15 protein-coding genes and 1 tRNA gene are annotated in these 25,038 nt (G+C 66.1%); 12 read left to right on the top strand and 4 right to left on the bottom strand.

The window, feature by feature from the left end:
- Positions 1 to 1,053 precede the first annotated feature (1,053 nt).
- The 5 genes from CEK69_RS08215 (at position 1,054) to CEK69_RS08195 (ending at position 10,489) form a co-directional block, all read left to right on the top strand.
- A complete protein-coding gene (locus CEK69_RS08215; protein ID WP_226975094.1) occupies positions 1,054 to 4,155 on the top strand; it encodes an alpha-1,4-glucan--maltose-1-phosphate maltosyltransferase in 3,102 nt (1,033 codons plus the stop codon).
- A complete protein-coding gene (treS, locus tag CEK69_RS08210; protein ID WP_152244952.1) occupies positions 4,152 to 7,505 on the top strand; it encodes a maltose alpha-D-glucosyltransferase in 3,354 nt (1,117 codons plus the stop codon). The genes CEK69_RS08215 and treS overlap by 4 nt, the downstream gene beginning before the upstream one ends.
- Positions 7,502 to 9,685, top strand: coding sequence for a 1,4-alpha-glucan branching protein GlgB (glgB, locus tag CEK69_RS08205; protein ID WP_152244950.1), 2,184 nt, complete (start codon positions 7,502 to 7,504; stop codon positions 9,683 to 9,685). Before treS ends, glgB begins: the two co-directional genes overlap by 4 nt.
- A 123-nt stretch (positions 9,686 to 9,808) precedes the next feature.
- Positions 9,809 to 10,174, top strand: a complete 366-nt coding sequence (locus CEK69_RS08200; protein WP_043094579.1) for a hypothetical protein — start codon at positions 9,809 to 9,811, stop codon at positions 10,172 to 10,174.
- 239 nt (positions 10,175 to 10,413) lie between these two features.
- A tRNA-Ile gene (locus CEK69_RS08195) sits at positions 10,414 to 10,489 on the top strand.
- Positions 10,490 to 10,589: 100 nt separating this feature from the next.
- Here CEK69_RS08195 and CEK69_RS08190 read toward each other — a convergent pair.
- Positions 10,590 to 11,372 carry a DUF3883 domain-containing protein gene (locus CEK69_RS08190; protein ID WP_043095509.1) on the bottom strand — a complete coding sequence of 261 codons (783 nt, stop codon included), beginning with the start codon at positions 11,370 to 11,372 and terminating at the stop codon, positions 10,590 to 10,592.
- Between the two features lie 365 nt (positions 11,373 to 11,737).
- On the opposite strand from CEK69_RS08190, the gene CEK69_RS08185 reads away from it, so the two are divergent.
- The 5 genes from CEK69_RS08185 to CEK69_RS08165 all read left to right on the top strand — a co-directional run bounded on the left by CEK69_RS08185 (position 11,738) and on the right by CEK69_RS08165 (position 15,524).
- A complete protein-coding gene (locus CEK69_RS08185; RefSeq protein ID WP_043094581.1) occupies positions 11,738 to 11,992 on the top strand; it encodes a type II toxin-antitoxin system Phd/YefM family antitoxin in 255 nt (84 codons plus the stop codon).
- Positions 11,992 to 12,414, top strand: a complete 423-nt coding sequence (locus CEK69_RS08180; protein WP_043094583.1) for a type II toxin-antitoxin system VapC family toxin — start codon at positions 11,992 to 11,994, stop codon at positions 12,412 to 12,414. Before CEK69_RS08185 ends, CEK69_RS08180 begins: the two co-directional genes overlap by 1 nt.
- 201 nt (positions 12,415 to 12,615) lie before the next feature.
- Entirely contained in the window at positions 12,616 to 13,770 is a 1,155-nt protein-coding gene (locus CEK69_RS08175; RefSeq protein ID WP_082028925.1) for a TIR domain-containing protein, read from the top strand.
- A 933-nt stretch (positions 13,771 to 14,703) separates the two neighbouring features.
- Complete coding sequence (locus CEK69_RS21245) at positions 14,704 to 14,886, top strand: SymE family type I addiction module toxin (RefSeq protein WP_226975091.1); 183 nt, start codon at positions 14,704 to 14,706, stop codon at positions 14,884 to 14,886.
- Between the two features lie 380 nt (positions 14,887 to 15,266).
- Positions 15,267 to 15,524, top strand: a complete 258-nt coding sequence (locus CEK69_RS08165; RefSeq protein WP_148829828.1) for a helix-turn-helix transcriptional regulator — start codon at positions 15,267 to 15,269, stop codon at positions 15,522 to 15,524.
- Between the two features lie 199 nt (positions 15,525 to 15,723).
- On the opposite strand, the gene CEK69_RS08160 is transcribed toward CEK69_RS08165, so the two are convergent.
- The 3 genes from CEK69_RS08160 to CEK69_RS08150 all read right to left on the bottom strand — a co-directional run bounded on the left by CEK69_RS08160 (position 15,724) and on the right by CEK69_RS08150 (position 17,617).
- Entirely contained in the window at positions 15,724 to 16,380 is a 657-nt protein-coding gene (locus CEK69_RS08160; RefSeq protein ID WP_152244948.1) for a serine/threonine protein kinase, read from the bottom strand.
- Positions 16,381 to 16,400: 20 nt separating this feature from the next.
- Entirely contained in the window at positions 16,401 to 16,904 is a 504-nt protein-coding gene (locus CEK69_RS08155) for a sigma-70 family RNA polymerase sigma factor (protein ID WP_026143219.1), read from the bottom strand.
- 302 nt (positions 16,905 to 17,206) lie between these two features.
- Entirely contained in the window at positions 17,207 to 17,617 is a 411-nt protein-coding gene (locus tag CEK69_RS08150; protein WP_152244945.1) for a hypothetical protein, read from the bottom strand.
- Between the two features lie 496 nt (positions 17,618 to 18,113).
- Here CEK69_RS08150 and CEK69_RS08145 point away from each other — a divergent pair, with 496 nt between their 5' ends.
- Together CEK69_RS08145 and CEK69_RS08140 are read left to right on the top strand one after the other, a co-directional pair.
- Positions 18,114 to 21,506, top strand: a complete 3,393-nt coding sequence (locus tag CEK69_RS08145) for a GH92 family glycosyl hydrolase (RefSeq protein WP_152244943.1) — start codon at positions 18,114 to 18,116, stop codon at positions 21,504 to 21,506.
- Between the two features lie 295 nt (positions 21,507 to 21,801).
- A complete protein-coding gene (locus tag CEK69_RS08140) occupies positions 21,802 to 24,903 on the top strand; it encodes a TonB-dependent receptor (protein WP_193313940.1) in 3,102 nt (1,033 codons plus the stop codon).
- Positions 24,904 to 25,038 lie beyond the last annotated feature (135 nt).

Here is a 25,038-nt window from a genome sequence, read left to right as displayed (position 1 = left end):
CCGACGCATTGCGCCATCGGAAAGCACATCACTTCTAGCGTTGCGGCGGCATGACAGTTGATCCCCGCGTGGGTTTACGGCGAGCCTGCCGGGTGCATTGTGAGAGGGGGCTTCAGGCCCGACTGTTGTCGCAATCGGTCATTGGATGGCTTCACTCGTCGCGACTGAAGTCGCTCCCACAGGGGCTTGCGGCGAGCCTGCCCGGTGCACTGTGGGAGGGACTTCAGTCCCGACGCATTGGGCGATCGGAAAACGCACATCACGTCGCGCGTCGCGGCGGCATGACAGTTGATCCCTGCGTGGGTTTACGGCGAGCCTGCCGGGTGCATTGCGAGAGGGGCTTCAGTCCCGACTGCTGTAGCAATCGGTCATTGGATGGCTTCACTGGTCGCGACGAAGTCGCTCCCACAGGGGCTTACGGCGAGCCTGCGGGGTGCACTGTGGGAGGGACTTCAGTCCCGACGCATTGCGCCATCGGAAGGTACATCACTTCGCGCGTCGCGGCGGCATGGCAGTTAGGCCCCAAGGGCCAGCGGCATACGGATAGGGTGTAGTGGCAGTAAGTTCGGAGATGCGTTGAAGCCACGCCGGCGTGAGTCTGCGCCTGGAAGACGGCCGAGGCCTCTGCGCCAAACTGCGGCCTCGCGCGCCACGCAAGCGCGAGCGTCAGCATCGCGTGAATTCGGCATGGCCCGCATTGCGTATGGCGTCGCGCAGCGTGCGCCGCCACACCCTGTCACAGCGCGTCGCATCACATGCACGCGCATTTAATGTCATCCACACATTCCATTTGCGGCGTTCGTGGTCTTGTAGCGCGGCTGCATCGCATCGCGCGGACCGGGTGCGCCGGCGCCGTCGCCATCTCTGAAAGCGCGACCGCGTGCAGGCGCATCCCGTTCCGACGCCCTTGCCATGCGACGGCGCAGTCCGCGCTGCCGGCAACGGCGCGCAGAGGCGACGTGTCCTTCTCATTCGTCGAACGGGATCTTCCGAATGCATGTCTGCCTGCTGTCCCTCTTTCCTCCTCACGATGCGGCCGCGCTGGACACGGCCATGGCGGCGGCACAGGCACAGGGCTGCGATCACATCGTCGTGCCCAATCCGTTCGCACAGGATGCGCAGGGCCGTCTGCACGACCCCGCAGCCGACGACGCGGCGGGCCAGACACAGTTGCGCCACTGGCTGCAGCGGGCCGAGCAGCATGGGCTGCGCGTGCTGCTGGACCTGCGCATCGACGAGATCGGCGGCGGCAGCCGCCTGCTGCAGGAACACCCGCACTGGTTCCGCGCACGCAGCTCGGCGCTGCCGGATCCGCGCGCCGAACGCGCCGCGCCGGACATCGCGGTGGGCCGCTTCGCCTCCGCCGAAGAAGGGGCGGGCCTGGCGCAGTGGTGGAGTGCGCGCCTGGTCGACTGGCTGCGCAGCGGCGTAGCCGGCTTCCGCGTGCTGCAGCCAGGGCGCATTCCGGCGCCGTTGTGGCGCACGCTGATCGACGGGGTCCACGCACAGGCGCCGCAGGCGCGGCTGCTGGCCTGGACGCCCGGCCTGGGCCTGGACGCCTTGCGCGGCTTGGCCGGCGCCGGCTTCGATGCCGCCTTCTCCTCCCTGGCTTGGTGGGACGGCCGCGGCGACTGGTTCTTCGATGAGGACAGCGCCTTGCGTGCTCTGGCGCGTTGCGTGGTCGCCACCGTCGATGCCGAGACGGCCTCGGATACGCCACTGCCCTTGCCGCGCGCGCAGCGGCAGCGCCTAGCGGCTGCCTTTGGTGGGGCCTGGGCGATCGCCGCGCAGGACACATCGACGGAACACGGGCAGCCCGCGCCTGCGCAGCACGGCATATCCGAGGGGGATGCGTCCCCGCTGTCAGCATCGCTGCCCGACGCCAACGCGTCGCTGCGCCTGCGCCCACTGCTGCGCGACGGCGCGCTCACCGCGGTGGCGGTGGAGCCGCTGGATGCCGCGCCATGGCTGGTGCTGCTCAACAGCGACCGCGACCACCTACTGCCGGTGCCCGGGCCGGCGCTGCTGCGCCTGCTGGGCGACAGCGAAGGCCTGCTCAGCGACCAAGGCGAGCCGATCCAAGGCGAGCAGGGCGGCACCCTGGAAGCGGGCGAGGTGCGCATCTATCGCAGCCTGCCGGCGCGCCCGGTACTGACCGCCGCGCGCGCACGCACACCGGCCGAGATCGCCGCCGGCGAGGCGCGGGTGTGCATCGAGGCGGTGACGCCGTCGGTGGACGACGGACGCTTCCCGGTCAAACGCACCGTCGGCGACCGCGTGTGCGTGGAGGCCGACGCGTTCTGCGACGGCCACGACCGCATCGCCGTGGCGCTGCTGTGGCGCGCCGCCGATGCGCGCACTTGGTCGAGCGCGCCGATGCGCGCGCTCGGCAACGACCGCTGGCGCGGCGAGTTCCCGCTGCAGCGCCTGGGCCGCTACGAGTTCCGCATCGAAGCCTGGCGCGACGTCTACGCCACCACCCACGCCGACCTGGAAAAGAAGCGCGCCGCCGGCACCTTGCTGTCGGTGGACGTGCAGGAAGCACTGGCCCAGGTCGAGGCCGCACGTGGCCGTAGCCGCGGCGCGCTCGCCACGCGGCTGAAGGCCATCGCGACCCGCATCGCCCGCACCGACGACCTGGCCGAGAAGGCGCAGCTGCTGCTCGAACCCGACACCGCCGACGCGATGGCGCGCGCCGACGCCAAGCCGTTCCGCACCGAATACCCGATGACCTTCCGGGTCGAGGCCGAACGCCGCGCGGCGCACTTCGCCAGTTGGTACGAACTGTTCCCGCGCTCGCAGAGCGGCGATCCGCAGCGCCACGGCACCTTCGACGACGTGATCGCGCGGCTGCCGCACATCCAGGCGATGGGCTTCGACGTGCTGTACATGCCGCCGATCCATCCCATCGGCGAGAAGAACCGCAAGGGCCGCAACAACGCGGTGACCGCCGAGCCGGGCGAACCCGGCAGCCCGTATGCGATCGGCTCGGCCGAGGGCGGCCATACCGAGGTGCATCCCGAACTGGGCGGGCTCGACGGTTTTCGCCGCCTGCGTGTCGCCGCGGCCGAGCACGGCCTGGAGCTGGCGCTGGACTTCGCCATCCAGTGCGCCCCAGACCATCCGTGGCTGCGCGACCATCCGGACTGGTTCACCTGGCGCGTCGACGGCTCCATCCCGTACGCGGAGAATCCGCCGAAGAAGTACCAGGACATCGTCAACGTCGACTTCTACGCCAGCGGCGCGGTGCCGGCGCTGTGGAATGCGCTGCGCGATGCGGTGCTGTTCTGGGTCAACGAGGGCGTCACCTTGTTCCGTGTCGACAACCCGCACACCAAGCCGTTCCCGTTCTGGGAATGGTTGATCGCCGAGGTGCGCGGGCGCCATCCGCAAGTGGTGTTCCTGTCCGAGGCCTTCACCCGGCCCAAGCCGATGTACCGGCTGGCCAAGGTCGGCTTCTCGCAGTCCTATACCTATTTCACTTGGCGCCAGCACAAGGCCGAACTGCAGGCCTACATCGAGGAACTCAACAGCGGCGCGCCCAGCGAGTGCTTCCGCCCGCACTTTTTCGTCAACACCCCGGACATCAATCCGCTGTTCCTGCAGCACAGCGGGCGCAGCGGGCACCTGATCCGCGCCGCGCTGGCCACCACGCTGTCCGGGCTGTGGGGCATGTACCAGGGCTTCGAACTGTGCGAGGCCACGCCGCTGCCGGGCAAGGAGGAGTACCTCGACTCGGAGAAGTACCAGTTGCGGGTGTGGCCCGAGCGCGCCCCGGGCGACATCGTCGAGGAGATCACCCGCCTCAACCTGCTGCGCCGCCAGCATCCGGAGCTGCAGTCGCACCTGGGCACGCGCTTCTACGTCGCGCACAACGAGCAGGTGCTGTACTTCGGCAAGTTCCTCGATGAAGCGCACCTGGCGCGCGGGCGCAGCCTGGTGCTGGTGGCGGTGAGCCTGGATCCGCATGCGGCGCAGAACGCGCAGATCGAGGTGCCGCTGTGGGAACTGGGCCTGCCCGACCATGCCAGCGTCGCCGTGCGCGACCTGTGGGACGGCCACGACTTCGCCTGGTACGGCAAGACCCAACACATCCGCCTCGATCCGTCGCGGCCGTTCTCCCTGTGGCGCATCCGCGCCGGAGTTCCTGCATGAATGTCGCCGCGCCGTCGTCCCCCCACCTCGAGCCGCGCGCACCGGTCGGCGATGCGCGCTGGTACAAGGACGCGATCATCTACCAGGTGCACGTCAAGTCGTTCTTCGACTCCAACGACGACGGCATCGGCGATTTCCCCGGGCTGATCTCCAAGCTCGACTACATCGCCGACCTGGGCGTGGACACGATCTGGCTGCTGCCGTTCTACCCCAGCCCGCGCCGCGACGACGGCTACGACATCGCCGAGTACATGGCGGTGCACCCGGACTACGGCAGCATCGCCGACTTCCAGCGTTTCGTGGAGCAGGCGCATGCGCGCGGCATCCGCATCGTCACCGAGCTGGTGATCAACCACACCTCCGACCAGCATCCCTGGTTCCAGCGTGCGCGCATGGCCCCGGCCGGCTCGCCGGAGCGCGCGTTCTACGTGTGGTCCGACAGCGACCAGGACTACGCCGGCACCCGCGTCATCTTCTGCGATACCGAGAAGTCCAACTGGACCTGGGACCCGGAAGCCGGCCAGTACTTCTGGCACCGCTTCTACTCGCACCAACCGGATCTGAACTTCGACAACCCGGCGGTCATGGAAGCCGTGCTGGAAGTGATGCGCTTCTGGCTGGACCTGGGCGTGGACGGCCTGCGCCTGGACGCGGTGCCGTACCTGATCGAGCGCGAGGGCACCTCGAACGAGAATCTGCCCGAGACCCACGCCATCCTGCGCCGCATCCGCGCCACGCTCGATGCCGAGTACCCCGACCGCATGCTGCTGGCCGAGGCCAACATGTGGCCGGAGGACACTCAGCAGTACTTCGGCGAGAACGCCGACGAATGCCACATGGCGTTCCACTTCCCGCTGATGCCGCGCATGTACATGGCGATCGCGCGCGAGGACCGCTTCCCGATCACCGACATCATGCGCCAGACCCCGGAGATCCCGGAGAGTTGCCAGTGGGCGATCTTCCTGCGCAACCACGACGAACTGACCCTGGAGATGGTCACCGACTCCGAGCGCGACTACCTGTGGCAGACCTATGCCGCCGACCGCCGCGCGCGCATCAACCTGGGCATCCGCCGGCGCCTGGCGCCGCTGCTGGAGCGCGACCGCCGCCGCATCGAACTGATGACCTCGCTGCTGCTGACCATGCCCGGCACGCCGGTGCTGTACTACGGCGACGAGATCGGCATGGGCGACAACATCCATCTCGGCGATCGCGACGGCGTACGCACGCCGATGCAATGGTCGATCGACCGCAACGGCGGCTTCTCGCGCGCCGATCCCGCCGCGCTGGTGCTGCCGCCGATCATGGACCCGCTGTACGGCTTCCAGGCGGTCAACGTGGAAGCGCAGCAGCGCGACCAGTACTCGCTGCTGACCTGGACCCGCCGCGTGCTGTCGGTGCGCAAGCGCTACCGCGCCTTCGGTCGCGGTGCGCTGCGCTTCCTGTATCCGGGCAACCGCCGCCTGCTCGCCTACCTACGCTGCCACGAGGACGAGACCGTGCTGTGCGTGGCCAACCTCTCGCATACGCTGCAGGCGGTGGAACTGGACCTGTCCGAGTTCGAGGGCCGGGTGCCGGTGGACATCCTCGGCGGCGGCAGCTTCCCGCCGATCGGGCGCCTGACCTATCTGCTCACCGTGCCGGCGTTCGGTTTCTACGCTTTCCAACTGGTCGGCAATGCCACGCTGCCGGACTGGCACGTGCCGGCGCCGGTGCCGCTGCCGGACTACCAGACCCTGGTGCTGCGCAATACGGTCGATAGCGCCGGCCTGCAGGCGCATCTGCCGACGCTGGAACGCGACATCCTGCCGGCGTGGCTGTCCACGCGGCGCTGGTTCGCGGCCAAGGACCGCGCGCTGCGCAGCGTACGCATCGCTCTGCGCACGCCGCTGTCCGGCGGAGACGGCCTGACCCTGCTGGAGATCGAGGCGGAGCTGGACGACGGCGCCCACGAGCGCTACATCCTGCCGCTGGGCATCGTCTGGGAGCGCGAGCAGCCGAGCGTGCTGGCCGAACAGTTGGCGCTGGCGCGCGTGCGCCACGGCCGCGAGGTTGGCTACCTGACCGACGCCTTCGCGCTGAAGCCCTTCACCCTGAGCATGCTCGCCGCGCTGCGCGACAAGGCGGAGCTGCGCGTGGACGGTGACGCTGGCAACGAGATGGCTGCCGAGCGCATCCGCTTCTGCCCGACGCCCGCATTGCAGCGCGTGGACATCCCCGCCGACCCGGAGATCCGCTGGCTGTCGGCCGAGCAGAGCAACAGCTCGCTGATCGTCGGCGATGCGGCGGTGTTCAAGCTGCTGCGGCGCGTGTCGGCCGGCATCAATCCGGAGATCGAGATCGGCGAGCGCCTCACTGCGCTGGGCTACGCCAACGCCGCGCCGCTGCTGGGCCATGTCGCCCGCGTCGAGGCCGACGGCAGCGAGACCACGCTGGCGCTGCTGCAGGGCTTCGTGCGCAACCAGGGCGACGCCTGGCGCTGGACCCTGGATCATCTCGCACGTGGTGCCGAGGAATACGATGCCGCCCAGGACGATGCGGCGCGGCTGGAGAGCGTGGCCGGCTATGACGCCTTCGCCGCGCTGGTCGGCCGGCGCCTGGCCGAACTGCACGCGGTGCTGGCGCAACCCACCGACGCGCCCGCCTTCGCGCCGCAGCCGGTGGACGCGGCCGCCGCGCAGCAGGTGGTGGACGGCGTGGTGCACGAGGTGCAGGCGATGTGGGACACCCTGCTGGCGCATCGCGACGCCAACGACGACCCGGCCGAACACGCCGCGGTGGACAGCCTGCTGGCCGAGCGTGCGCGTTTGGATGCCTGGCTGCAGCAGGCGCCGTCGCTGTTGTCGGGTGCGCTGCTGACCCGCGTGCATGGCGATTTCCACCTCGGCCAGATCCTGGTCGCGTTCGACGACGTGGTGCTGATCGACTTCGAAGGCGAGCCGGCCAAGTCGCTGGACGAACGCCGCGCCAAGGCCAGCCCGCTGCACGACGTGGCCGGCTTCCTGCGCTCGCTGGACTACGCCAGTGAAGTCTCCGCGCGCGGCGAGGAGGGCACCGCCGCACGCGTCGGCGCCGGCCTGGACACCGCGCAGGAGCAATACCTGGCCGCGTTCCGCAGCCGCGCCAGCGCCGCGTTCCTGGCCGCCTATCGCGGCGTGCTCGATGTCAGCCCGCATCCGTGGGTGGCGCCGGCCGCGTTCGAGGCCACCACCTTGCTGTTCCTGATCGAGAAGGCCTGCTACGAAATTCGCTACGAGGCCGCCAATCGCCCGGCATGGATCATGGTGCCCATACAGGGACTGTTGCGCATACTCGACCGCTTTCCCGCGCCCCAGGAGTCGATTCGATGAGTGATGCCGTCCACGTCTGGGACGACGCGACGCAACGCGCCTTCGCCACTGCCCGCCACGGCGACCCGTTCGCCGTGCTGGGTGCGCATCGCCTCGGCGAGGCGCGCGTGCTGCGCAGCTACCAGCCGGGCGCCGATGCGGTGCTGGCGGTGCTGGAGGACGGCAGCGAAGTGCCGCTGCAGCAGGGGCCGGAAGGCTTCTTCCATGCCGAACTGCCGGGCGAAGGGCGCTACCGCCTGCGCATCCGCTGGCCCGGCGGCGAGCAGTACACCGCCGACGCCTACGCCTTCGGCCCACAACTGAGCGACTTCGACCTGCACCTGATCGCCGAAGGCCATCATCTGCACCTGGCCGATGCGCTGGGCGCCAACGTGGTCGAGGTCGACGGCGAGCGCGGCACCCGCTTCGCAGTGTGGGCGCCCAACGCCCCGCGCGTGGCGGTGATCGGCGACTTCAACAGTTGGGACGCGCGCCGCCACCCGATGCGCCTGCGCCACCAGGCCGGCGTGTGGGAGCTGTTCGTGCCCGGCGTCGGCCCCGGCGCCCGCTACAAGTTCGCCCTGCGCGGCCCGCGCGGCGAAGAACTGCCGGCCAAGGCCGACCCGGTCGCGCGCCAGGCCGAACTGGCGCCCGGCACCGCCTCCATCGTCGCCGACCCCACACCGTTCCAGTGGCGCGACGACGCCTGGATGGCCACGCGCGCGCGCCGCCACGCCCCGCAGGCGCCGATCAGCGTGTACGAAGTGCACGCCGGCTCGTGGATGCACGCCGCCGACGGCAGCATGCTCGATTGGGACGCGCTGGCCGAGCGGCTGATTCCCTACGTGGCCGACATGGGCTTCACCCACATCGAACTGCTGCCGGTCACCGAACACCCGTTCGGCGGCTCCTGGGGCTACCAGCCGCTGGGCCTGTTCGCGCCCACCGCGCGCTTCGGCAGCCCGGAAGGCTTCGCCCGCTTCGTCGATCGCTGCCACCGCGAGGACATCGGCGTCATCGTCGACTGGGTGCCGGCGCATTTCCCCACCGACGCGCACGGCCTGGCCCACTTCGACGGCACCGCCCTGTACGAACACGCCGACCCGCGCGAAGGTTTCCACCGCGACTGGAATACCCTCATCTACAACCACGGCCGTCGCGAAGTCTCCGGCTTCCTGATCGCCAGCGCGCTGGAATTCCTGCAGCGCTACCACGTCGACGGCCTGCGCGTGGACGCCGTCGCCTCCATGCTCTACCGCGACTACAGCCGCAACGCCGGCGAGTGGGTGCCCAACATCCACGGCGGCCGCGAGAACTACGAGAGCATCGCCTTCCTGCGCCGGCTCAACCAGGTGGTGGCCGAGCAGGCGCCGGGCGCCATGACCATCGCCGAAGAATCCACCGCCTGGCCCGGCGTCACCGCCGACCTCGCCCACGGCGGCCTGGGCTTCGACTACAAATGGAACATGGGCTGGATGCACGACAGCCTGCACTACATCGAACTGGACCCGATCTACCGCCGCTACCACCACGGCGAGATGACCTTCAGCATGGTCTATGCGTATTCCGAGCGCTTCATGCTGCCCATCTCCCACGACGAAGTGGTGCACGGCAAGCGCTCCCTGCTCGGACGCATGCCCGGCGACGACTGGCAGCGCTTCGCCAACCTGCGCGCCTACCTCGGCTACATGTACACCCACCCCGGGCGCAAACTGCTGTTCATGGGCTGCGAAATCGCCCAGCCCACCGAGTGGAACCACGACGCCGCGCTGCCCTGGCACCTGCTCGACCAGCCGAACCACCGCGGCATCCAGCGCCTGGTCCGCGACCTCAATCGCCTCTACGCCGAACACCCCGCACTGCACGCCCGCGACGACGAACCCGAAGGCTTCGCCTGGGTCATCGGCGACGACGCCGGCAACAGCCTGTTCGCCTACCTGCGCAAGGCTCGCAGCGGCGACACCCCGCTGCTGGTGGTGGCCAACCTCACCCCGCAGGTGCATCACGGCTACCGCATCGGCGTGCCCCGCGCCGGCCGCTGGCGCGAACTGCTCAACTCCGACAGTGAGATCTACGGCGGCAGCAACACCGGCAACGGCGGCAGCGTGCGGGCCGAGAACGTCGGCGCGCATGGGCATCCGGCGTCGCTGGCGTTGACCGTGCCGCCGCTGGCTGTGTTGGTGCTGGGACTGGAGGACTAGGAGTCGCAATTGATCGTGTGCGGTACGGCGTGGACGCGTGCGCGGCCATGGTGTCGCGGGGACGCGCTATCCTTGTGTGCGTCTCCCACCACTCAGCGGGACGGGGGGGCAAGGGAGAGGCGCATGGATGACATCCTGAAGTCGCTGCGAGTGGACGTCGACAACCAGGAAAGCGACGACGGCTACTTTTCGCTGGGCTTCCTGATCGACCAAGAGCGTGCTGGCCTGCCGTACAACATCGGGCTCTGCCGGGACGAGATCGAGGATCCCGGATGCCTCTACATCGAGGCGGACGACCAGATCCATGGATTCGCGACCAGGCGGGCGAGATACGCGTTCAACGGGAACGTACTCGCCATCGAACTGCTGGATGACCACGTGTTCCACTGGACCGGCAGTAAAGTCGTGAAGATCATTGTGCCGGAGGGGCAGGCGCAGCAGGTCGCTGCTTGCGTCGCGAGCATGTTCTCTGGCATTGGGGGCCAGTAGCGGCGCTCGCTGTTTGTGGCTGGCGGAAGGTTGCGGCCCCTGCTGATGGGCGTCAGCACGGCCCGCTACCGTTTTCACGCGTAGGGGTAAGCTGCGTGGGAGCCCCGACGCTCCCGTCCCGGGAAGACAGCGCGCCACGTCGAACTGTAAACTCACGCTGCTTCGGCGCCTCCCCAGCGAGTACGCCAGAGGCGCCAAGCCGGCGGCCGACGCATCGCCCGCCCGCTCCGGACGCATCCGGGCCTATAGCTCAACGGTTAGAGCAGAGGACTCATAATCCTTTGGTTCCAGGTTCGAATCCTGGTGGGCCCACCATCAGCATGCAAAGGCAATCGCATGCTGTCTGCTCTTCAAGATGAGCGGATGTTGGAAGTGAGCCTGATCTCATTCTTGTAGTGTTGGTGAGGCCGTCGTCTTAGAAGCGCGCGATGTACATGTTTGCCTCGAGATGGCAATGCGAAGCTATAGCGCCGGGAAGATCGAATAGGCGTGGCTTTGCGCGGAAGTCGAAGAGACGATAGAGGCGGTATTTGTCAGCATCGACTTCCGAGCGCGCCAGTTCGTTGCGGCTGACATGGAATGGAGTCAGGATGCCGAACGCGGTGGTCTTTACCTCGATGAGTCGTTCTCGGCCATCGGTCTCGTAGGAGAGTACGTCGTAGCCTAGGCCATCGCCTTGAGAAGCGGCTATGTGCTCGACCCGATTGGCCAGGCGTTTTTGGCCGGCTGCATGAAGGCGGCGGGTTTCCAACTCCATTACGAACAACTCGCCGGCCCGGCCCAACGATTGATTCCGCGCTTCTTGTGCCAGGTAGTCGCGTTGGATAGGCGAGAATCTGGGCAGGTAGATAGGTGGTGTCTCTCGTACCCGTGCCGCTGTCGGTGCCGGAACCCATACGGCATCCGTATCCTCTGGGGCGACCATGACGGCAGGCCGCAGCACTGCGGATTGAGCAGCAGCCTGTAGTGCATCGTTCGACTGCGCCTGACCTCCCACCACGTCGAACAACAGGGTCTGGTAGTTGCCGCGCGGCTTGTAGCCATCGATGTACGGGTAGCCGAGTGCGAGAAGGGCCGCGCTGATGTTGCAGTGCTTGAACTCGATGGCGGCCCGATTGCGCCCGTCAAGCCGCTCGGCCAGCGCGCGTGCATGGACGGTCTTGTTATACCGCTGGCCGTTCAGTTCGAGCGTGAGCATGTGCAGGTAGTCGGCGACGCAGGCCTCTACTTCTTCATGCGACCAGTCTGTGCCTCGTGCCATATAGCTCCTCTCGCGTGTCACCAGGTTAACTAGCAGAAGTGTGGGGAGCTAGTCCTGGCAGCGATAGCTGCGTGGGGCGATGTGATGCAGGCAGTAGCGATTGCTAGTGGTCTACCAGCAGCATGCAACGGCGACTGCATGTTGTCCGCTCCTGAAAATGCGGATGTTAGGAGAGAACCCGGCCCGTTCTCGACAGGAAGGGCTGCCTGGCTGAGACACTCGTCGCCGTGTTGGTCCGTCATTTGCCCCTCAAACATCGTTGTAGTAACGTAACTACATTGAGCGGATCCAGGAGTCGCCTTATGACCATCACAACCCTATCAAGTCGGGAACTGAATCAGGACGTGACGCGGGCAAAGAAGGCCACCAAGAGCGGCCCGGTGTTCATCACGGACCGCGGCAAGCCTGCACACGTGCTGTTGAGCTTCGAGGACTACCAACGGTTGACCAGGCAGCGGCGCAACATCGCCGATGCGCTGGCGATGCCGGGCGTTGCAGACATCGAGTTCGAGCCGCCGCGCGTGACGATCGGAGCCCAGCCGGCTGATCTTTCGTGATGTACGTGCTCGACACCAACGTGCTGTCCGAGTTGCGCAAGGTGCGGCTCGGCAAAGCGGATGCGAATGTGGCGGCGTGGGCGGAAAGCGTCGATGCCGCCGATCTCTTCATCTCGGCCATCACCGTCATGGAGCTGGAGCTGGGCGTTCTTTCGATTGAACGCAAGGACGCCACCCAGGGTGCCATGCTGCGCGCGTGGCTGGAGCAACACGTATTGCCAGAATTCTCCGGACGCACATTGCCGATCGATACCACTGTGGCGCAACGCTGCGCCCGGCTGCATGTGCCCGACAAGCGCGGCGAGCGCGACGCGCTCATCGCGGCGACGGCGCTTGTGCATGGCATGGCGGTAGTTACGCGCAATGTCTCTGATTTTGAACCCACAGGAGTTCCCATCGTCAATGCGTGGGAGCCGTTGTGATGATTGCCTAACGGCTATAAGCGACGGCAATTGAATGTTGTCTGCTCTTGAAAAGAAGAGAGTGCTAGAAGTGAGCCTGACCTCGTTCTCGAGCTTGGTGGAGCTGAGTTTTCAGTGTGTGCGTGCTCGCATGGAAGCGCGGGTGTCTGAAGCTGCGTAATCCGAGTATGCTTCACCCAACTTGGGGGAGTGGGCTTTTTTATGTTTAAAGTATTTGTGAGCTACGCGCGAGAAGACGAAGCAACAGCACTAGAGATTTTCGATTGGCTTGGATCCATCGGCGTTGAGCCTTGGATGGATCAAAGGCGCATACTTCCGGGGCAAAACTGGGAGGCGGAGATTGAGAAGGCATTTAACGATGCTAACGTCATTCTTCTCTTGCTGAGTCCCAGGAGTGTTTCAAAAAGAGGTTTCGTCCAGCGAGAGGCAAATGAGGCTTTACAGAAGTTGGTTTATAAACTGCCGACCGATGTCTATGCAATTCCGATCCTCCTGGAGGCGTGCGAGGTTCCGTCGCACATCTCTGCACGGTTGCAGCATATTGCATGGGACACTCCATTCGCAAAGAGCAGTATTTCAGCATCTCTTGCTTTAGCAGCTGAGCAACAATCGATCAAGGTAGAGGAAGGGTCTGAATTCGGAATATTTCGCGTGCTTCCTCGCGCTACTTCTGAGAAATGGGAGGCTTTGCCGGGGCACGACATCGCAATCGCCTACCCCAGATTTACGTCGCAGTCGGCTATTCCACTTGCTGAGGAGCTAAGCCGGTTCTTCGAGGGGCGTGCGGCTAAGGTGACAGTGGACGCGAGGCAAAAGACATGGGAGCAGAGCCCTGAGTTGTTTGAGGGGAACTATCGCGATGCCGCGTCGAACGGGCGCTGGGACGACTACCAGATTGCCTATGCTTCAGATCGCGTTCTTAGTGTCGTTTATAACGTTGGTTGGTATGGAGCGGGTGCCGCTCACCCTAATTCTCACTTTGAGACTTACAATTTCGTTCTGGATCCATTTTTGGTGCAATTTGAGCTTGGCGATCTGTTTGTTGAGCTGGAACCCGCTTTGGAGGTAATAAGTGCGGTATGCATAACAGAACTGCGAAAAGAGTATTGGCTCAGGTTTGGGCGGGACCCGAGTCCTGAAAACATCGAATGGCTCCAACGGGGTGCTGGTGCCTCCTCAGAGAATTTCGGGTCGTTTAGCATGTCTGAATATGGGCTAACTTTTCTTTTCCCACCATATCAGGTGGCCCCATACGTATGTGGCACCTGGTCAGTTCTGGTCTCCTTCTACGATCTAAGGCCGTTCCTGCGTTCGGATGGTCCCTACGCGCTAATACGCCGCCCGTCCAGCGATTGACAGGTGCACACCTCTCCGGTTCTTTAATGGCACTGTGACATAGAAGCCCCCGGCGGAAGCTGGGGCTTTTTTGTTTCCGCCGTCTGACCGGGATACCCGGTCGCGGTCCGCTTTCAAAGCCCGGGGGACACCGGCTCTTTCGATTTGAGTCCAGCATGCAACTGCCCCCCTCACAACTTGCGCAGGTGGTGTGCTGCAATGCCGCGACCGCAGCTCGTTGGATCCGCTGCTGGCCGAAGACTGGGGTGTATACGAAACTGACCCGGTGAAGCACCTGGCAGCGAGTTCGGCATTGCTGATATTACCGCGCGTGTCGGGTACAGCTCGCTATTGGGTCCAGGTTGACTCTATCTGCACCAGGGGTATCTCAAGCATGTGTCTACAAGCATCACGCTTTAAGCGTTGACAACCTCTCTGTGATATAGCAATTATCTATTCGTTGCGGCAAATTCCGCAGCCGGGATTGGTCTCCCGAAATCAAATGGCGCACCAGCGCCCTTCGTCGATATCAGGCGCTTTTTTGTTGCCTCGACATCGCGTCGGGCCTGCTCGCTCTTCAATGGCGGGCGGTGCGTGGGGGCCTTCGGGCCCGCCGGGTTGCCTTTTGACCGGTAGACCAACCCGCACCGTCCGCCACCCCGATTGGTCTCGCGATGGCGGACTCCTACTCAAAAGGAGAACGTCATGCCCCGTAACCCTTCCGTTCGCTCGAAGACCGCATCCACTCGCCGCGCCACCAAGGCGCCACCATGCTGGCTTAAGCTCGAATCCCCCGACCCCTTGGATGCGATTGCCGCCGAACCGCTGCTTGGCGCGTCGGCGCCACCGTTGTGCCCCGAGGCCGACAAGGACCCAGTTCCCAGGCGCTCGATCCCGCGCCGACCCAAGCAATGCACCATCGGCTATCGCTAATACGATGTGGAGCGCAATGGCATGCGGGTCGGGCGGCAGGTCCCGAGCCTGCGCTTGTATGGCCTATGGCTGGAAGGCATTGGCTTCGCGGTGGGCGGCAAGGTGCGCATCACGATGGCCAATGGCGCCCTGCTGATCACGGCCGTGCAGGTGGCGCCGCCGCCCGCGGCGAAGGCGCGACGCACGTCCAGGGTGGCACCGTAGCCGCTCGGTTCTGGCAGTGGCATTGCTGGGGTGGCCGGCTCTTACCGAATCGCTCGAGGGGCGGCGGCGCGGTGCTTGCCGCGTCGTCACTACACGCCGTCCCCTTTGACGGAGTAGCCTCCTCGTACGGCGTACATCGCCGTCCCCTGCGGGCAATGCGGATGTTATGTGGCGATTGGCTGCCCTAATCACCGCAGAAGGTGCCGGCGATTGTGCCTCAGCGAAGTGGGCAATCGGCACCGCTTCATGCGGTGCGAAAAGCCGTATTCACCAGCGCTAGGACTAGCCGGCAGCGAACAGCTCTACCTGGATATCAGCTATGTGAGCTTTATTCGTTTTGCGGGTATCTTGCGATTAGCGGGATAACGGGTATTACTGCAATGTCGACACGCCACGTTCTGGTCACCGCAACGCAACTAGGCGCAACACTGCAGGCCGCACGCAAGGCCAAGGGGCTGACTCAGGCTGCACTGGCCGGCCGTCTCGGCCTGAGCCAGTCGCGGGTTTCTCATCTGGAGTTGAATGTTCATGCGTTGAGCGTCGAACAACTCCTGGCCTGGTGCGCGGCGCTGGGGTTGGAGCTGACCATCGGCACCCGCGACGACTCCACCGCCGCCACCAAGCAAGTGGAGTGGTGAGATGGGGCGTCGATCGCACAGTCGCAGCCTCTCCATCTGGACCAATGGCGTTCGCGTGGCGCGATGTACGCTGCCTGCGCGCGGGGAGATGGAACTGCACTACGACGCGGACTGGGAGCGCTGCTCACAGGCGGCAGGGGTAAGCCGGTAGTTGGACCAAGCGACATTTGTGGATGGTGACGGCCGTGGGAAAGCGCGCTCAGTCGCGCTCGAAGCGCTGCAATTCTTCCAGTTGCGCCAGCGCCTTGCGCAGGCTGCCGCCGCTCAAGGAGTCGTCCATCTTCCGGCCGAACTCGGCGCGTTGCGGGCGGCGTGCCCAGCGGTGGAACCACCAGGTGCCGAGCAGGCCGGCGATACCGATGCCGTAGCCGCTCCACACCAGCGCGGGCGCCTTGGCCAGCAGATCGATATCGCCCAGGCCAGCCAAGGTCTGCAAGGCCGCGATCCACAGGAACCACCACGGTAGACCGGCGACCATGCCGCTGCGGATGTACAGCGTGCGTGCGCGCAGCAATTGCTTCTGGATGCCGACGACCGGCTGCGCATAGTCGATGTTGCCGAGTTGCCCCAGCACCACGCCGGCCGCGACGATCGTCAGTACGCCATACGCCTGCACCAACACGCCGGCGACGATGGACGCGGCATGTGCTGGCTGGCTCATCCACAGTAGCGACGCGAGCAGGACGAACGCAATGCCGAACAGGATCTGCAGCACCTGGCCCCAGTACAGCGGGCGCAGGCTGCCGCGTGTCCGGTCCAGTTTGCGCTCGCGCAATTCGTGCAGCTTCAACGTGTTGTCCAGTTGCAGCCGGCGGTCCAGCGATTGCCAGGCCGATTTGAAGTCGTCGAGTTCCATCATGGTCTCCATGGCGTGGTTTAGCGAAATTCGTCGCGGATGCGCTGTTTCAGGCGTCCGATCTTGGTGGAGACATTGCTTTCGGTGATGCCGAGGATCTGGGCGATCTCGCGTTGCGGGCGGTCTTCGAGGTAGAGCAGCAACAGTGCGCGGTCCAGCGGCGGCTGGCGGGCGATGACGTCCTGCAGCAGGCGAAGCCGCTGTTCGTTCTCCGGGTCCGCGGCGTTGCCGTCGGCCACGTCGTGCAGGGTTTCGTCCAGCGGCATCGCGTCGTGCCGCTGCCGCAGTTCGCGGTTGCGCAGGTGGCTGATCGCCACGTTCAACGCGATCCGGTACATCCAGGTGCTGACGCTGCGCGCGGGGTCGTACGTCGGCCAGGCGTGCCAGAGCTGTGCCGCGATTTCCTGGGCCAGATCGGCACGGTCCTCGGCACCGCGCGCATAGCTGCCGGCGACTTTGAACACGATGCCGGAATGGCGTTGCAGCAGCGCGCTGAAGGCATCTCGGGCGTCGTTCGCGGTCATGGCGGTTGCGATGGTATCCATTTGTTCACCGGCGCGGCCTTCGCGCCCCTCGACACCATGATTCGCGCCAGCGCACGGAATCTCACACCGCGCCAGCAAGAATCTTCAACTGGTCATCGCGCGGAAGGAAGTTGCTGGATCAAGCCGCGCGATAGCGCGGCGTCGGCTTGAATGCAGCGTCAGGCTGTTTGTCGGCAAGTGGCAATGCCAAAGCTGACGGTGCTGCAGCGCGTTGCGCTGCCCTTGTCGTTGCGATACGTCGTGTCGCCGAAGGAGTCCGGCGTGCCGCGAACCACGTTGCCCTAATCGCTACGGGTCGTGGTATTGCCATAGGAGTCCGTGCTGCTGCGCGTCACGCTTCCGTCGTCGCCGCGGCACGTCTTGTTGCCGTACGAGTCCGAGGAGCAGCGAATCGTGTTGCCCCGGTCGTCACGGGTCGTGGTATTGCCGTAGGAGTCCGTGCTGCTGCGCGTCACGCTTCCATCGTCGCCGCGGCAGGTCTTGTTGCCGTACGAGTCCGAGGAGCAGCGAATCACGTTGCCCTGGTCGTCACGGGTTGTGGTATTGCCGTAGGAGTCTTTGCTGGTGCGCGTCACGCTTCCATCGTCGCCGCGGCACGTGGTGTTGCCGTACGAGTCCGTCGAGCAGCGTGTTGTGTCGGCAAGTGCGCTCGACGTTGCCAGCAGTCCAGCCAAAAGTGCGAGTGTGGCCATTTTCATTTTGAAACCCCCTGTGTGTGGAGCGATCCAGCGCTTCTCAGTGCAGCCGTTGATCGTCAGTCAAGCAGGGCGCCCTATCGCCTTCGATCGCTCCTCGCCGCGGGACGGTTCAGCGTCTCCCGCTTCGTATTCAACGCAACGCGATCGATGCTGGATCGCGTGTCGATTCGGAGACGAACTGTTGCGCAGCAACATGCAACTCTGCGAAAGGCGTGTTACTTCTAGCTCAGTTGGATCGATCCAAAGCCGTTGATGCAGCGCATCCGGGGAAGACGGCGGGTAGGGATCGCGTGCTACGCGTTTGCTGAGGCCTGCTCTTTTGTCCGCATGCAGCTGCGGTCGTGAAACGGTGCCGGATGCCGACTTGAGCTGCGATTCATCGGGTCGATCTGGTCCACGTTGCGTGCCTTCACTGTGCGCCGTTGCCACCGGAAGTGCTTGACGCCACAGGTCGCGGCACAACCGACCGAGAGAGTTTGGGGAGCCTGTCATGCCAATCCGTCCGTGCTTTGCGCACCCGCCTGAATCTTCGCGCCGGTGGTGGGCGTCCGTCGCGGTGTCGGCGCTGTTGTGCGCGGGCAGCGGCGCGGCATGCGCGGCCGATCCCGGCTTCGCGTCTTCGTTCGAGCGCGGCGAACCTGTGCCTGCGTCGTCCACGCAGTCCGACAGCACAGGTCTCCGGGTCGCCATCGGCAACGGCCCCGAGCAGCCCTACGCGGCCAAGGCCGGCATGGGTTACACCGGGCTGCATGCGCTGCACTATCGCGCCAATGCGGCAGGGCGCGCACAACTGTTTGCGGTGGATCTGCCGGTGGAGCCGGACACGGTGCTGTCGTGGATGGTGCTGCCGGAGATTGTCGACGGCGAGACGGTGGCGTCGACCGGCGTGGCGGTGGATCTGTTGTTCGACGATGGGCGCCGCTTGTCCGAGTTGGCCGTGGAGGATCAGCACGGAGCGCCGGTCAGTGCAGCGGGGCAGGCGGCGTCGAAGACGCTGTATCCGCAGCAGTGGGCGTTCAAGCAGGTGCGGCTGGGTGAGGTGGCGGCCTTGCGCGGCAAGCGCATCCGTGCGATCGAGCTGCAGGTGCAGCCCGGCGCCGGCAAGGTGGCGTCGGGCTGGATCGACGATGTCGCGGTGCGACGCGAACCAGCGCCGCAGGCGGCGCGCCGGCCCAGCGACGAGGTGGTGACCACGCGCGGCACGCAGTCCAACGGCACGTTCTCGCGCGGCAACAATATCCCGGCCACGGCCATGCCGCATGGCTTCAATTTCTGGGTGCCGGTGACCGATGCGGGTTCACTGAGCTGGCTGTACCGCTGGAACGAACAGAACGGCAACGACAACCGGCCGCGGCTCCAGGCGCTGTCGATCAGCCACGAACCCAGCCCGTGGATGGGCGATCGCCAGACGTTCCAGGTGATGCCCTCGTCCACGCGCGGGGTGCCGGAGGCGGACCGCGCGAAGCGTGCGTTGTCGTTCGGCCACGACCGCGAGGAGGCACGCCCGCATCTGTACCGGGTGGACTTCGACAACGGCATCCGCGCCGAGTTGGCGCCGAGCGAGCGGGCGGCGATCTTCCGCTTTCGCTTTCTCGAGGGTGGCGATGCCAATCTGTTGTTCGACAACGTCGATGCACGCGGCGGGCTGACTCTGGATGCGGCGACGCAGACCCTGCGTGGCTATTCCGACACGCGCAGCGGCCTGTCCAATGGCGCCACGCGCCTGTTCGTGTATGCGCGCTTCGACCGTCCTTGGGCTTCAAGCGGCAAGATCGCCACCGGCCGTCCGACCGGCTACGTCAAGTTCGCGCCGGGCGCGGACCGCACGGTGGTGATGCGCATTGCCACCTCGCTGATCTCGGTGGAGCAGGCGCAGCGCAATCTGCAGCAGGAGATCGGCGACGCCGGGTTCGAGGTGGTGCAGTCGCGTGCGCAGGACGCGTGGGACGCGGTGCTGGGGCGGGTACGGGTGCAAGGCGCCAGCCACGACCAGCGGGTCACGGTGTACTCCAATTTGTACCGGCTGTTCCTGTATCCCAACATCGCCCACGAGAACGTCGGCGATGCGGCGCATCCGGATTGGCGGCATGCCGACCAGAACAGTTGGTCCAAGGACAACGCCGGCGGTGATGCCGAGCGTACGTCGGCGCCGATCGTGCCGGGCAAAATCTACGTCAACAACGGCTTCTGGGACACCTTCCGCACCAGTTGGCCGGCGTATGCGCTGTTCGCGCCGGAGCAGGCGGGGGCGATGATCGATGGTTTCCTGCAGCAGTACCGCGATGCCGGCTGGGTGGCGCGCTGGTCCTCGCCGGGCTATGCGGATCTGATGGTCGGCACCAGTTCCGATGTGGCCTTCGCCGATGCCTGGCTGAAGGGCGTGCGCGGGTTCGACGCGCACGAGGCCTATGCGGCGGCGCTGCGCAACGCGACGGTGGTGCCGCCGGTGTCGAATGTGGGTCGCAAGGGCCTGGCCCGCTCGATGTACCGCGGCTACGCCGCCAACGACGTGCACGAAGGGCTGTCGTGGACGCTAGAGGGCGCACTCAACGATTTCGGCCTGGCGCAGATGGCGCAGGCGTTGGCGGAACAGGAACAGGAGCCGCAGCAGGCACAGCGTTACCGCGAGGAAGCCGAGTACTTCCGGGCCCGCGCCACCGATTATGTGTATCTGTTCGACCCGGCCACGCGCTTCTTCCGTGGGCGTACGCCGGCTGGCCAGTGGAGCATGCCTGCGTCGACCTTCGATCCGCGCGTGTGGGGCGGCGACTACACCGAGGCCAATGCCTGGACCTTCGCCTTCACCACGCCGCACGACGCGGCCGGCCTGGCCGGGTTGCTGGGCGGCGAGGACGCCATGGCGGCCCGCCTGGACGAACTCTTCGCCACGCCGGAGACCGCAGACAGGCGCTTCGCCGGCAGCTACCGCGGCGTCATCCACGAGATGACCGAGGCGCGCGACGTGCGCATGGGCATGTACGCGCACAGCAACCAGCCCTCGCATCATCTGCCGTGGATGTACGTGGCCGCGGGGCAGCCGTGGAAGACCCAGGGCCTCACCCGCGAGGTGCTGCGCCGCCTGTACTTGGGCAGCGAGATCGGCCAGGGCTATCCGGGCGACGAGGACAACGGCGAGATGTCGGCGTGGTACCTGTTCGCCATGCTCGGGCTGTATCCGCTGCGGATGGGCGCGCCGGAGTACGTGATCGGCTCGCCGGCGTTTCCGCGCGCCGAGGTCGATCTCGGCAACGGTCGCAAGCTTGTAGTGACCGCGCGCAACAACAGTGCGCGCAACGTGTACGTGCAGTCGCTCACGCTCAACGGCAAGCCGTGGAACACCGCCTGGCTGCGCCACCAGGACATCGCCGACGGCGCCACGCTGGAGTTCGTGATGGGGGCGACGCCGTCGCGCTGGGGCAGCGGCGCGGACGCGTTGCCGCCGTCGCTGACGCCGCCGGGCAGCGCGCCGCGCGGGCTGGAGGATGTGGCGTCGCAGGCCGTGGCGGTGTCGCTGGAAGGGCAACCCAAGGCCACGGCCCTGATCGACGACGATGCGACCACGGCGCTGCCGCTGCCGGCCGGGGCCAGCGTCGACTTGCGTTTCGCAGCGCCGCAGCGCGCCACGCACTACACGCTGACAAGCGGTGATGCCGCCTTGTCCGGCCTGGCATGGACGCTGGAAGGCCGCAACGGAGACGGCGCGTGGACCACGCTGGACCAGCGAAGCGCGCAGACATTCGCCTGGGCGCGGCAATTGCGGCCGTTCCGCATCGCCAAGCCCGGCGTGTACAGCGCCTACCGCCTGCGCCTGGATGCAGGCAAGGACGTGGCGCTGGCCGAGATCGAACTGCTGCAGCCGGTGACGCGGCAGGCCATGCCGTGACCGCGTGCGAACGCGGTGAGCGCGGCCTGCCCGCCGCGCTTCGCGGACGTCGTACGACGTACTAGGCCTGTTGCGCGGCAGCATGCGCTGCTGCATGGGCTGTGATACTTAGTTTTCCACTGTATTAGAACGATCCAATCGCATCTGCGCAGAAGGGGGAGGGAGACGTAGGGAAGCCGGCTTGCCGCAAGGGCGTCGGAGAGTTTTCGTGTCACATCGCGCGGGGTTCTCGCCCGATCCTTGGATCGATAGAAACCCGCCGCAGCCGATCAATCTTTGGGAGAGGATGATTGAAATGAACTGCATGCCATCCGCACGCAACCGCAGCACGCTGTCCGCCGGCATCGCCATCGCCTTGTTCGCGACGGCCGCCTCCACCACCGCCTTCGCCCAGCAGGCCGACGGCACGCCGGCCCCCACGGGGCAGGCCGAGGTCAAGGCCACCGACCTGGACGCGGTGACGGTCACCGGCTACCGCTACGCGATCGAGAAGAGCCTGGAGCAGAAGCGCAACGCCAACGCCGTGGTCGACGTGATCACCGCCGAGGACGTGGGCAAGTTCCCCGACAAGAACGTGGCCGATGCGCTGCAGCGCGTGCCCGGCGTGGTCATCACCCGCGACGGCGGCGAAGGCAAGAACGTCAGCGTGCGCGGCCTGTCCTCGGAGCTGGTGCTGACCGAATTGAACGGCAACTACATCGCCACCGCCGAATCCAACGGCGACCCGACGCGCTCGTTCAACTACACCCTGCTGCCGTCGAACCTGCTGGGCAGCGCCGAGCTGTACAAGACGCCGGAAGCGCGCATCGACGAAGGCGGCATCGGCGGCACCGTGATCCTGCAGACGCGGCGCCCGCTGGAGCTGGAGCCCAATTCCGGCTTCGTCTCCGCCGAGGGCGTGTGGTCGGACAGCAGCAAGAAGACCGACGGCCAGTTCTCCGGCTCGTACTCGTGGCACGATAAGGACAACCGCTTCGGCGTGTTCGTCGGCTACACGCAGCAGAAGCGCACCGCGCGCACGCTCAACGCCAGTACCGAGAGCTGGCAGTGGTACGGCCGCGACGAAGGCGGCCCGGCGGTCGACGTCAACGGCAATCCGTCGGACTTCAATGCCAACTGGTGGGGCGGCACCGGCTTCTGGGACCAGAACGGCAAGTACTACACCCGCTTCATGATGCCCACGGCCGTCAGCCTGGACGTCAAGCAGGAGGAGCGCGAGCGCAAGGGCGGCCAGCTGACCTTCCAGTTCAAGCCCACCGACGACCTGACCCTGACCGCGAACTACTTCCGTTTCGACCTGTCGCAGAACTCGCAGACCAATACGGTCAAGATCCCCGAGTGGAACATCGCGCGCTACTACGGCGACGGCAACTGGCGCGGCGGCCGCCTGCTCGACGGGCTGCAGTTCGACCCCAGCGGCACCATCGTCACCGGCGCCAACTACAGCCTGCATCCGGGCAAGGCCTACTACTGCAGCGAAGCACAGGCCGCCGCCGCCGGCCTGCCGCCCGGCGGCTGGGGCTCGGACGACTGCACGGTGCCCACGCCGCAGATCACCGGCAGCTACAACATCGAGAAGTCGCTGTCGCAGACGGTGGACCTGGGCGGCGAGTGGCGTGGCGAGAAGGTGGACGTGTCGTTCAAGGCCGGCCGCACCTGGGCCAAGGGCGGGCCGGAGCTGCAGTTCTCCCTGCCGATCAAGCCGCGCCGCCAGAACGCCGACGGCAGTTGGACCAACGGCAACTTCGCCAGCGCCTGGGACCTGACCGGCACGCCGTCCATGACCTTCTCGCCGGAGCTGATGCAGAACCTGCGCGATGGCATCCTGCAGGTCGACCTGGGTTCAACCGGTTCGTCCTGGACCCGCAACACCAACCAGCAGCAGTACGCGCAGATCGATACCACCTGGCACATGGACGGCGCCTTCTTCGACTCGCTGCAGTTCGGCCTCAAGCGCCGGGACGGCGGTATCCACCGCAACACCGGCAACAACTACTGGGTGTGCCCGGGCACCGACCCGAGCGACTACAACAACCGCTACTGGAACGGGCGCTGCAACGCGCTGGCCACGCAGTTCTCGCCGGACCTGCTGTTCCCGCTGGACAACCTGGCCGGCGGGGTGAAGTCCAGCGCGTTCCCGGCGATCAACTTCCCCGGCTACATCGGCTACTTGAACCAGACTTACGGCGCGATGCAGACCCGCAGCGAAGACAACTTCGTCTACAACGTCGACGAGAAGATCTACTCCACCTATCTGCAGCTCAACTTCCACACCGAGCGCCTGCGCGGCAACGTCGGCGTGCGGGTGGCGCGCACCGGGCAGCATGCCGATTCCACCGACAAGGTGACCGCCTACAACGATTATTTCTTCGATGGTGCCGACGGCAATCCGCTGGCCTGCCAGCAAGGCGCGGCCATGCCCGCCGGCGCGCCGGCCGATACCTACTGCGGTACCGAAGGCTACTGGCGGCTGTCGGACACCCAGCAACGCACCGAGTCGTTCGTGGTCAGCGCGCTGGACCGCAAGTACACCGACGTGCTGCCCAGCTTCAACCTGGCCTACGACCTGACCGAGAACCTGCTGCTGCGTGCGGCGGCGTCGAAGGTGATCGCGCGGCCCAGCTACAACGCCATCGCCGCGCCCGGCAGCCTGGAGTACTACAGCCCCGAATACGTGGCCGACCGACGCCTGACCGGCGGCGCCAGCGAGCAGGGCTGGTACGGCTCGGGCAGCAACAAGAAGCTGGAGCCGTACAAGGCCAACCAGTTCGACCTGGGGCTGGAGTGGTACTTCCAGCCGGGTTCGGTGGCGGGCGTGGGGCTGTTCCGCAAGAACGTGGAGAACTTCTCGGTCGATGTGATCAGCGACGTCAACATGCTGATCAACGGCCAGACCGTCACGGTGCAGAACTACAGCACCAAGGCCGGCGGCCAGGACGCGGTGTCGCAGGGCGTGGAGCTGTACGCGCAGCACACGCTGCCCTCCGGCCTCGGCGTGCAGTTCAACTATACCTACAACGATGCCAGCAAGGCCGCGGTGCGGCTGGAGGACGGCACCGAGGTCGGCAAGACCTCGATGCCGGGCAGCGCCAAGAACCAGACCAACCTCACCGTGTTCTACGAGACCGACCGGCTGCTGCTGCGTGCCTCGTACAACCGTCGCGGCGAACTGGTGCAGGGCCTGGTCAACGGCTTGAACGTGTACGAGGAGCCGTACTACCAGATCGATCTGAATGCGGCGTACAACATCACCCCGGCGCTCAGCCTCACCGCGTCGGTGCTGAATTTGACCAAGCAGGAGTCGCGCCAGCACCTGGGCGACGACACCCGGGCGCGCTTCTACACCGGCGGCTACGCCGGGCGGCTGGCGTACCTGGGGCTGACCTACAAGTTCTAAGCTAGCGCGTGTCGTGCCCATGCCTGCCGCGCGGCGGACGGCATGGGCGCGACGGTCCGGCGACGGCCGGGCCGCCGTTTTCGCCGTCCACGACCGCGCCGTCGCGCCGGTCGCGGTCGTTCACCACAGGACCCA

This window comes from Xanthomonas sp. LMG 12462, assembly GCF_009192885.1.
GTDB lineage: Bacteria > Pseudomonadota > Gammaproteobacteria > Xanthomonadales > Xanthomonadaceae > Xanthomonas_A > Xanthomonas_A sontii.
Note: the sequence above shows the minus strand (reverse complement) of the source record. Positions and strands in the feature narration are given on the sequence as shown.

Excerpts from the sequence above, each read along its gene's own strand:
- CEK69_RS08140 (WP_193313940.1), top strand. The coding sequence starts at position 21,802 with ATGAACTGCATGCCATCCGCACGCAACCGCAGCACGCTGTCCGCCGGC.
- CEK69_RS08150 (WP_152244945.1), bottom strand. The coding sequence starts at position 17,617 with ATGGCCACACTCGCACTTTTGGCTGGACTGCTGGCAACGTCGAGCGCA.
- CEK69_RS08215 (WP_226975094.1), top strand. The coding sequence starts at position 1,054 with ATGGCGGCGGCACAGGCACAGGGCTGCGATCACATCGTCGTGCCCAAT.
- CEK69_RS08180 (WP_043094583.1), top strand. The coding sequence starts at position 11,992 with ATGTACGTGCTCGACACCAACGTGCTGTCCGAGTTGCGCAAGGTGCGG.
- CEK69_RS08155 (WP_026143219.1), bottom strand. The coding sequence starts at position 16,904 with ATGACCGCGAACGACGCCCGAGATGCCTTCAGCGCGCTGCTGCAACGC.
- treS (WP_152244952.1), top strand. The coding sequence starts at position 4,152 with ATGAATGTCGCCGCGCCGTCGTCCCCCCACCTCGAGCCGCGCGCACCG.
- CEK69_RS08185 (WP_043094581.1), top strand. The coding sequence starts at position 11,738 with ATGACCATCACAACCCTATCAAGTCGGGAACTGAATCAGGACGTGACG.
- CEK69_RS08190 (WP_043095509.1), bottom strand. The coding sequence starts at position 11,372 with ATGCTCACGCTCGAACTGAACGGCCAGCGGTATAACAAGACCGTCCAT.
- CEK69_RS08145 (WP_152244943.1), top strand. The coding sequence starts at position 18,114 with ATGCCAATCCGTCCGTGCTTTGCGCACCCGCCTGAATCTTCGCGCCGG.
- CEK69_RS08200 (WP_043094579.1), top strand. The coding sequence starts at position 9,809 with ATGGATGACATCCTGAAGTCGCTGCGAGTGGACGTCGACAACCAGGAA.
- glgB (WP_152244950.1), top strand. The coding sequence starts at position 7,502 with ATGAGTGATGCCGTCCACGTCTGGGACGACGCGACGCAACGCGCCTTC.
- CEK69_RS08160 (WP_152244948.1), bottom strand. The coding sequence starts at position 16,380 with ATGGAACTCGACGACTTCAAATCGGCCTGGCAATCGCTGGACCGCCGG.
- CEK69_RS21245 (WP_226975091.1), top strand. The coding sequence starts at position 14,704 with ATGCGGGTCGGGCGGCAGGTCCCGAGCCTGCGCTTGTATGGCCTATGG.
- CEK69_RS08175 (WP_082028925.1), top strand. The coding sequence starts at position 12,616 with ATGTTTAAAGTATTTGTGAGCTACGCGCGAGAAGACGAAGCAACAGCA.
- CEK69_RS08165 (WP_148829828.1), top strand. The coding sequence starts at position 15,267 with ATGTCGACACGCCACGTTCTGGTCACCGCAACGCAACTAGGCGCAACA.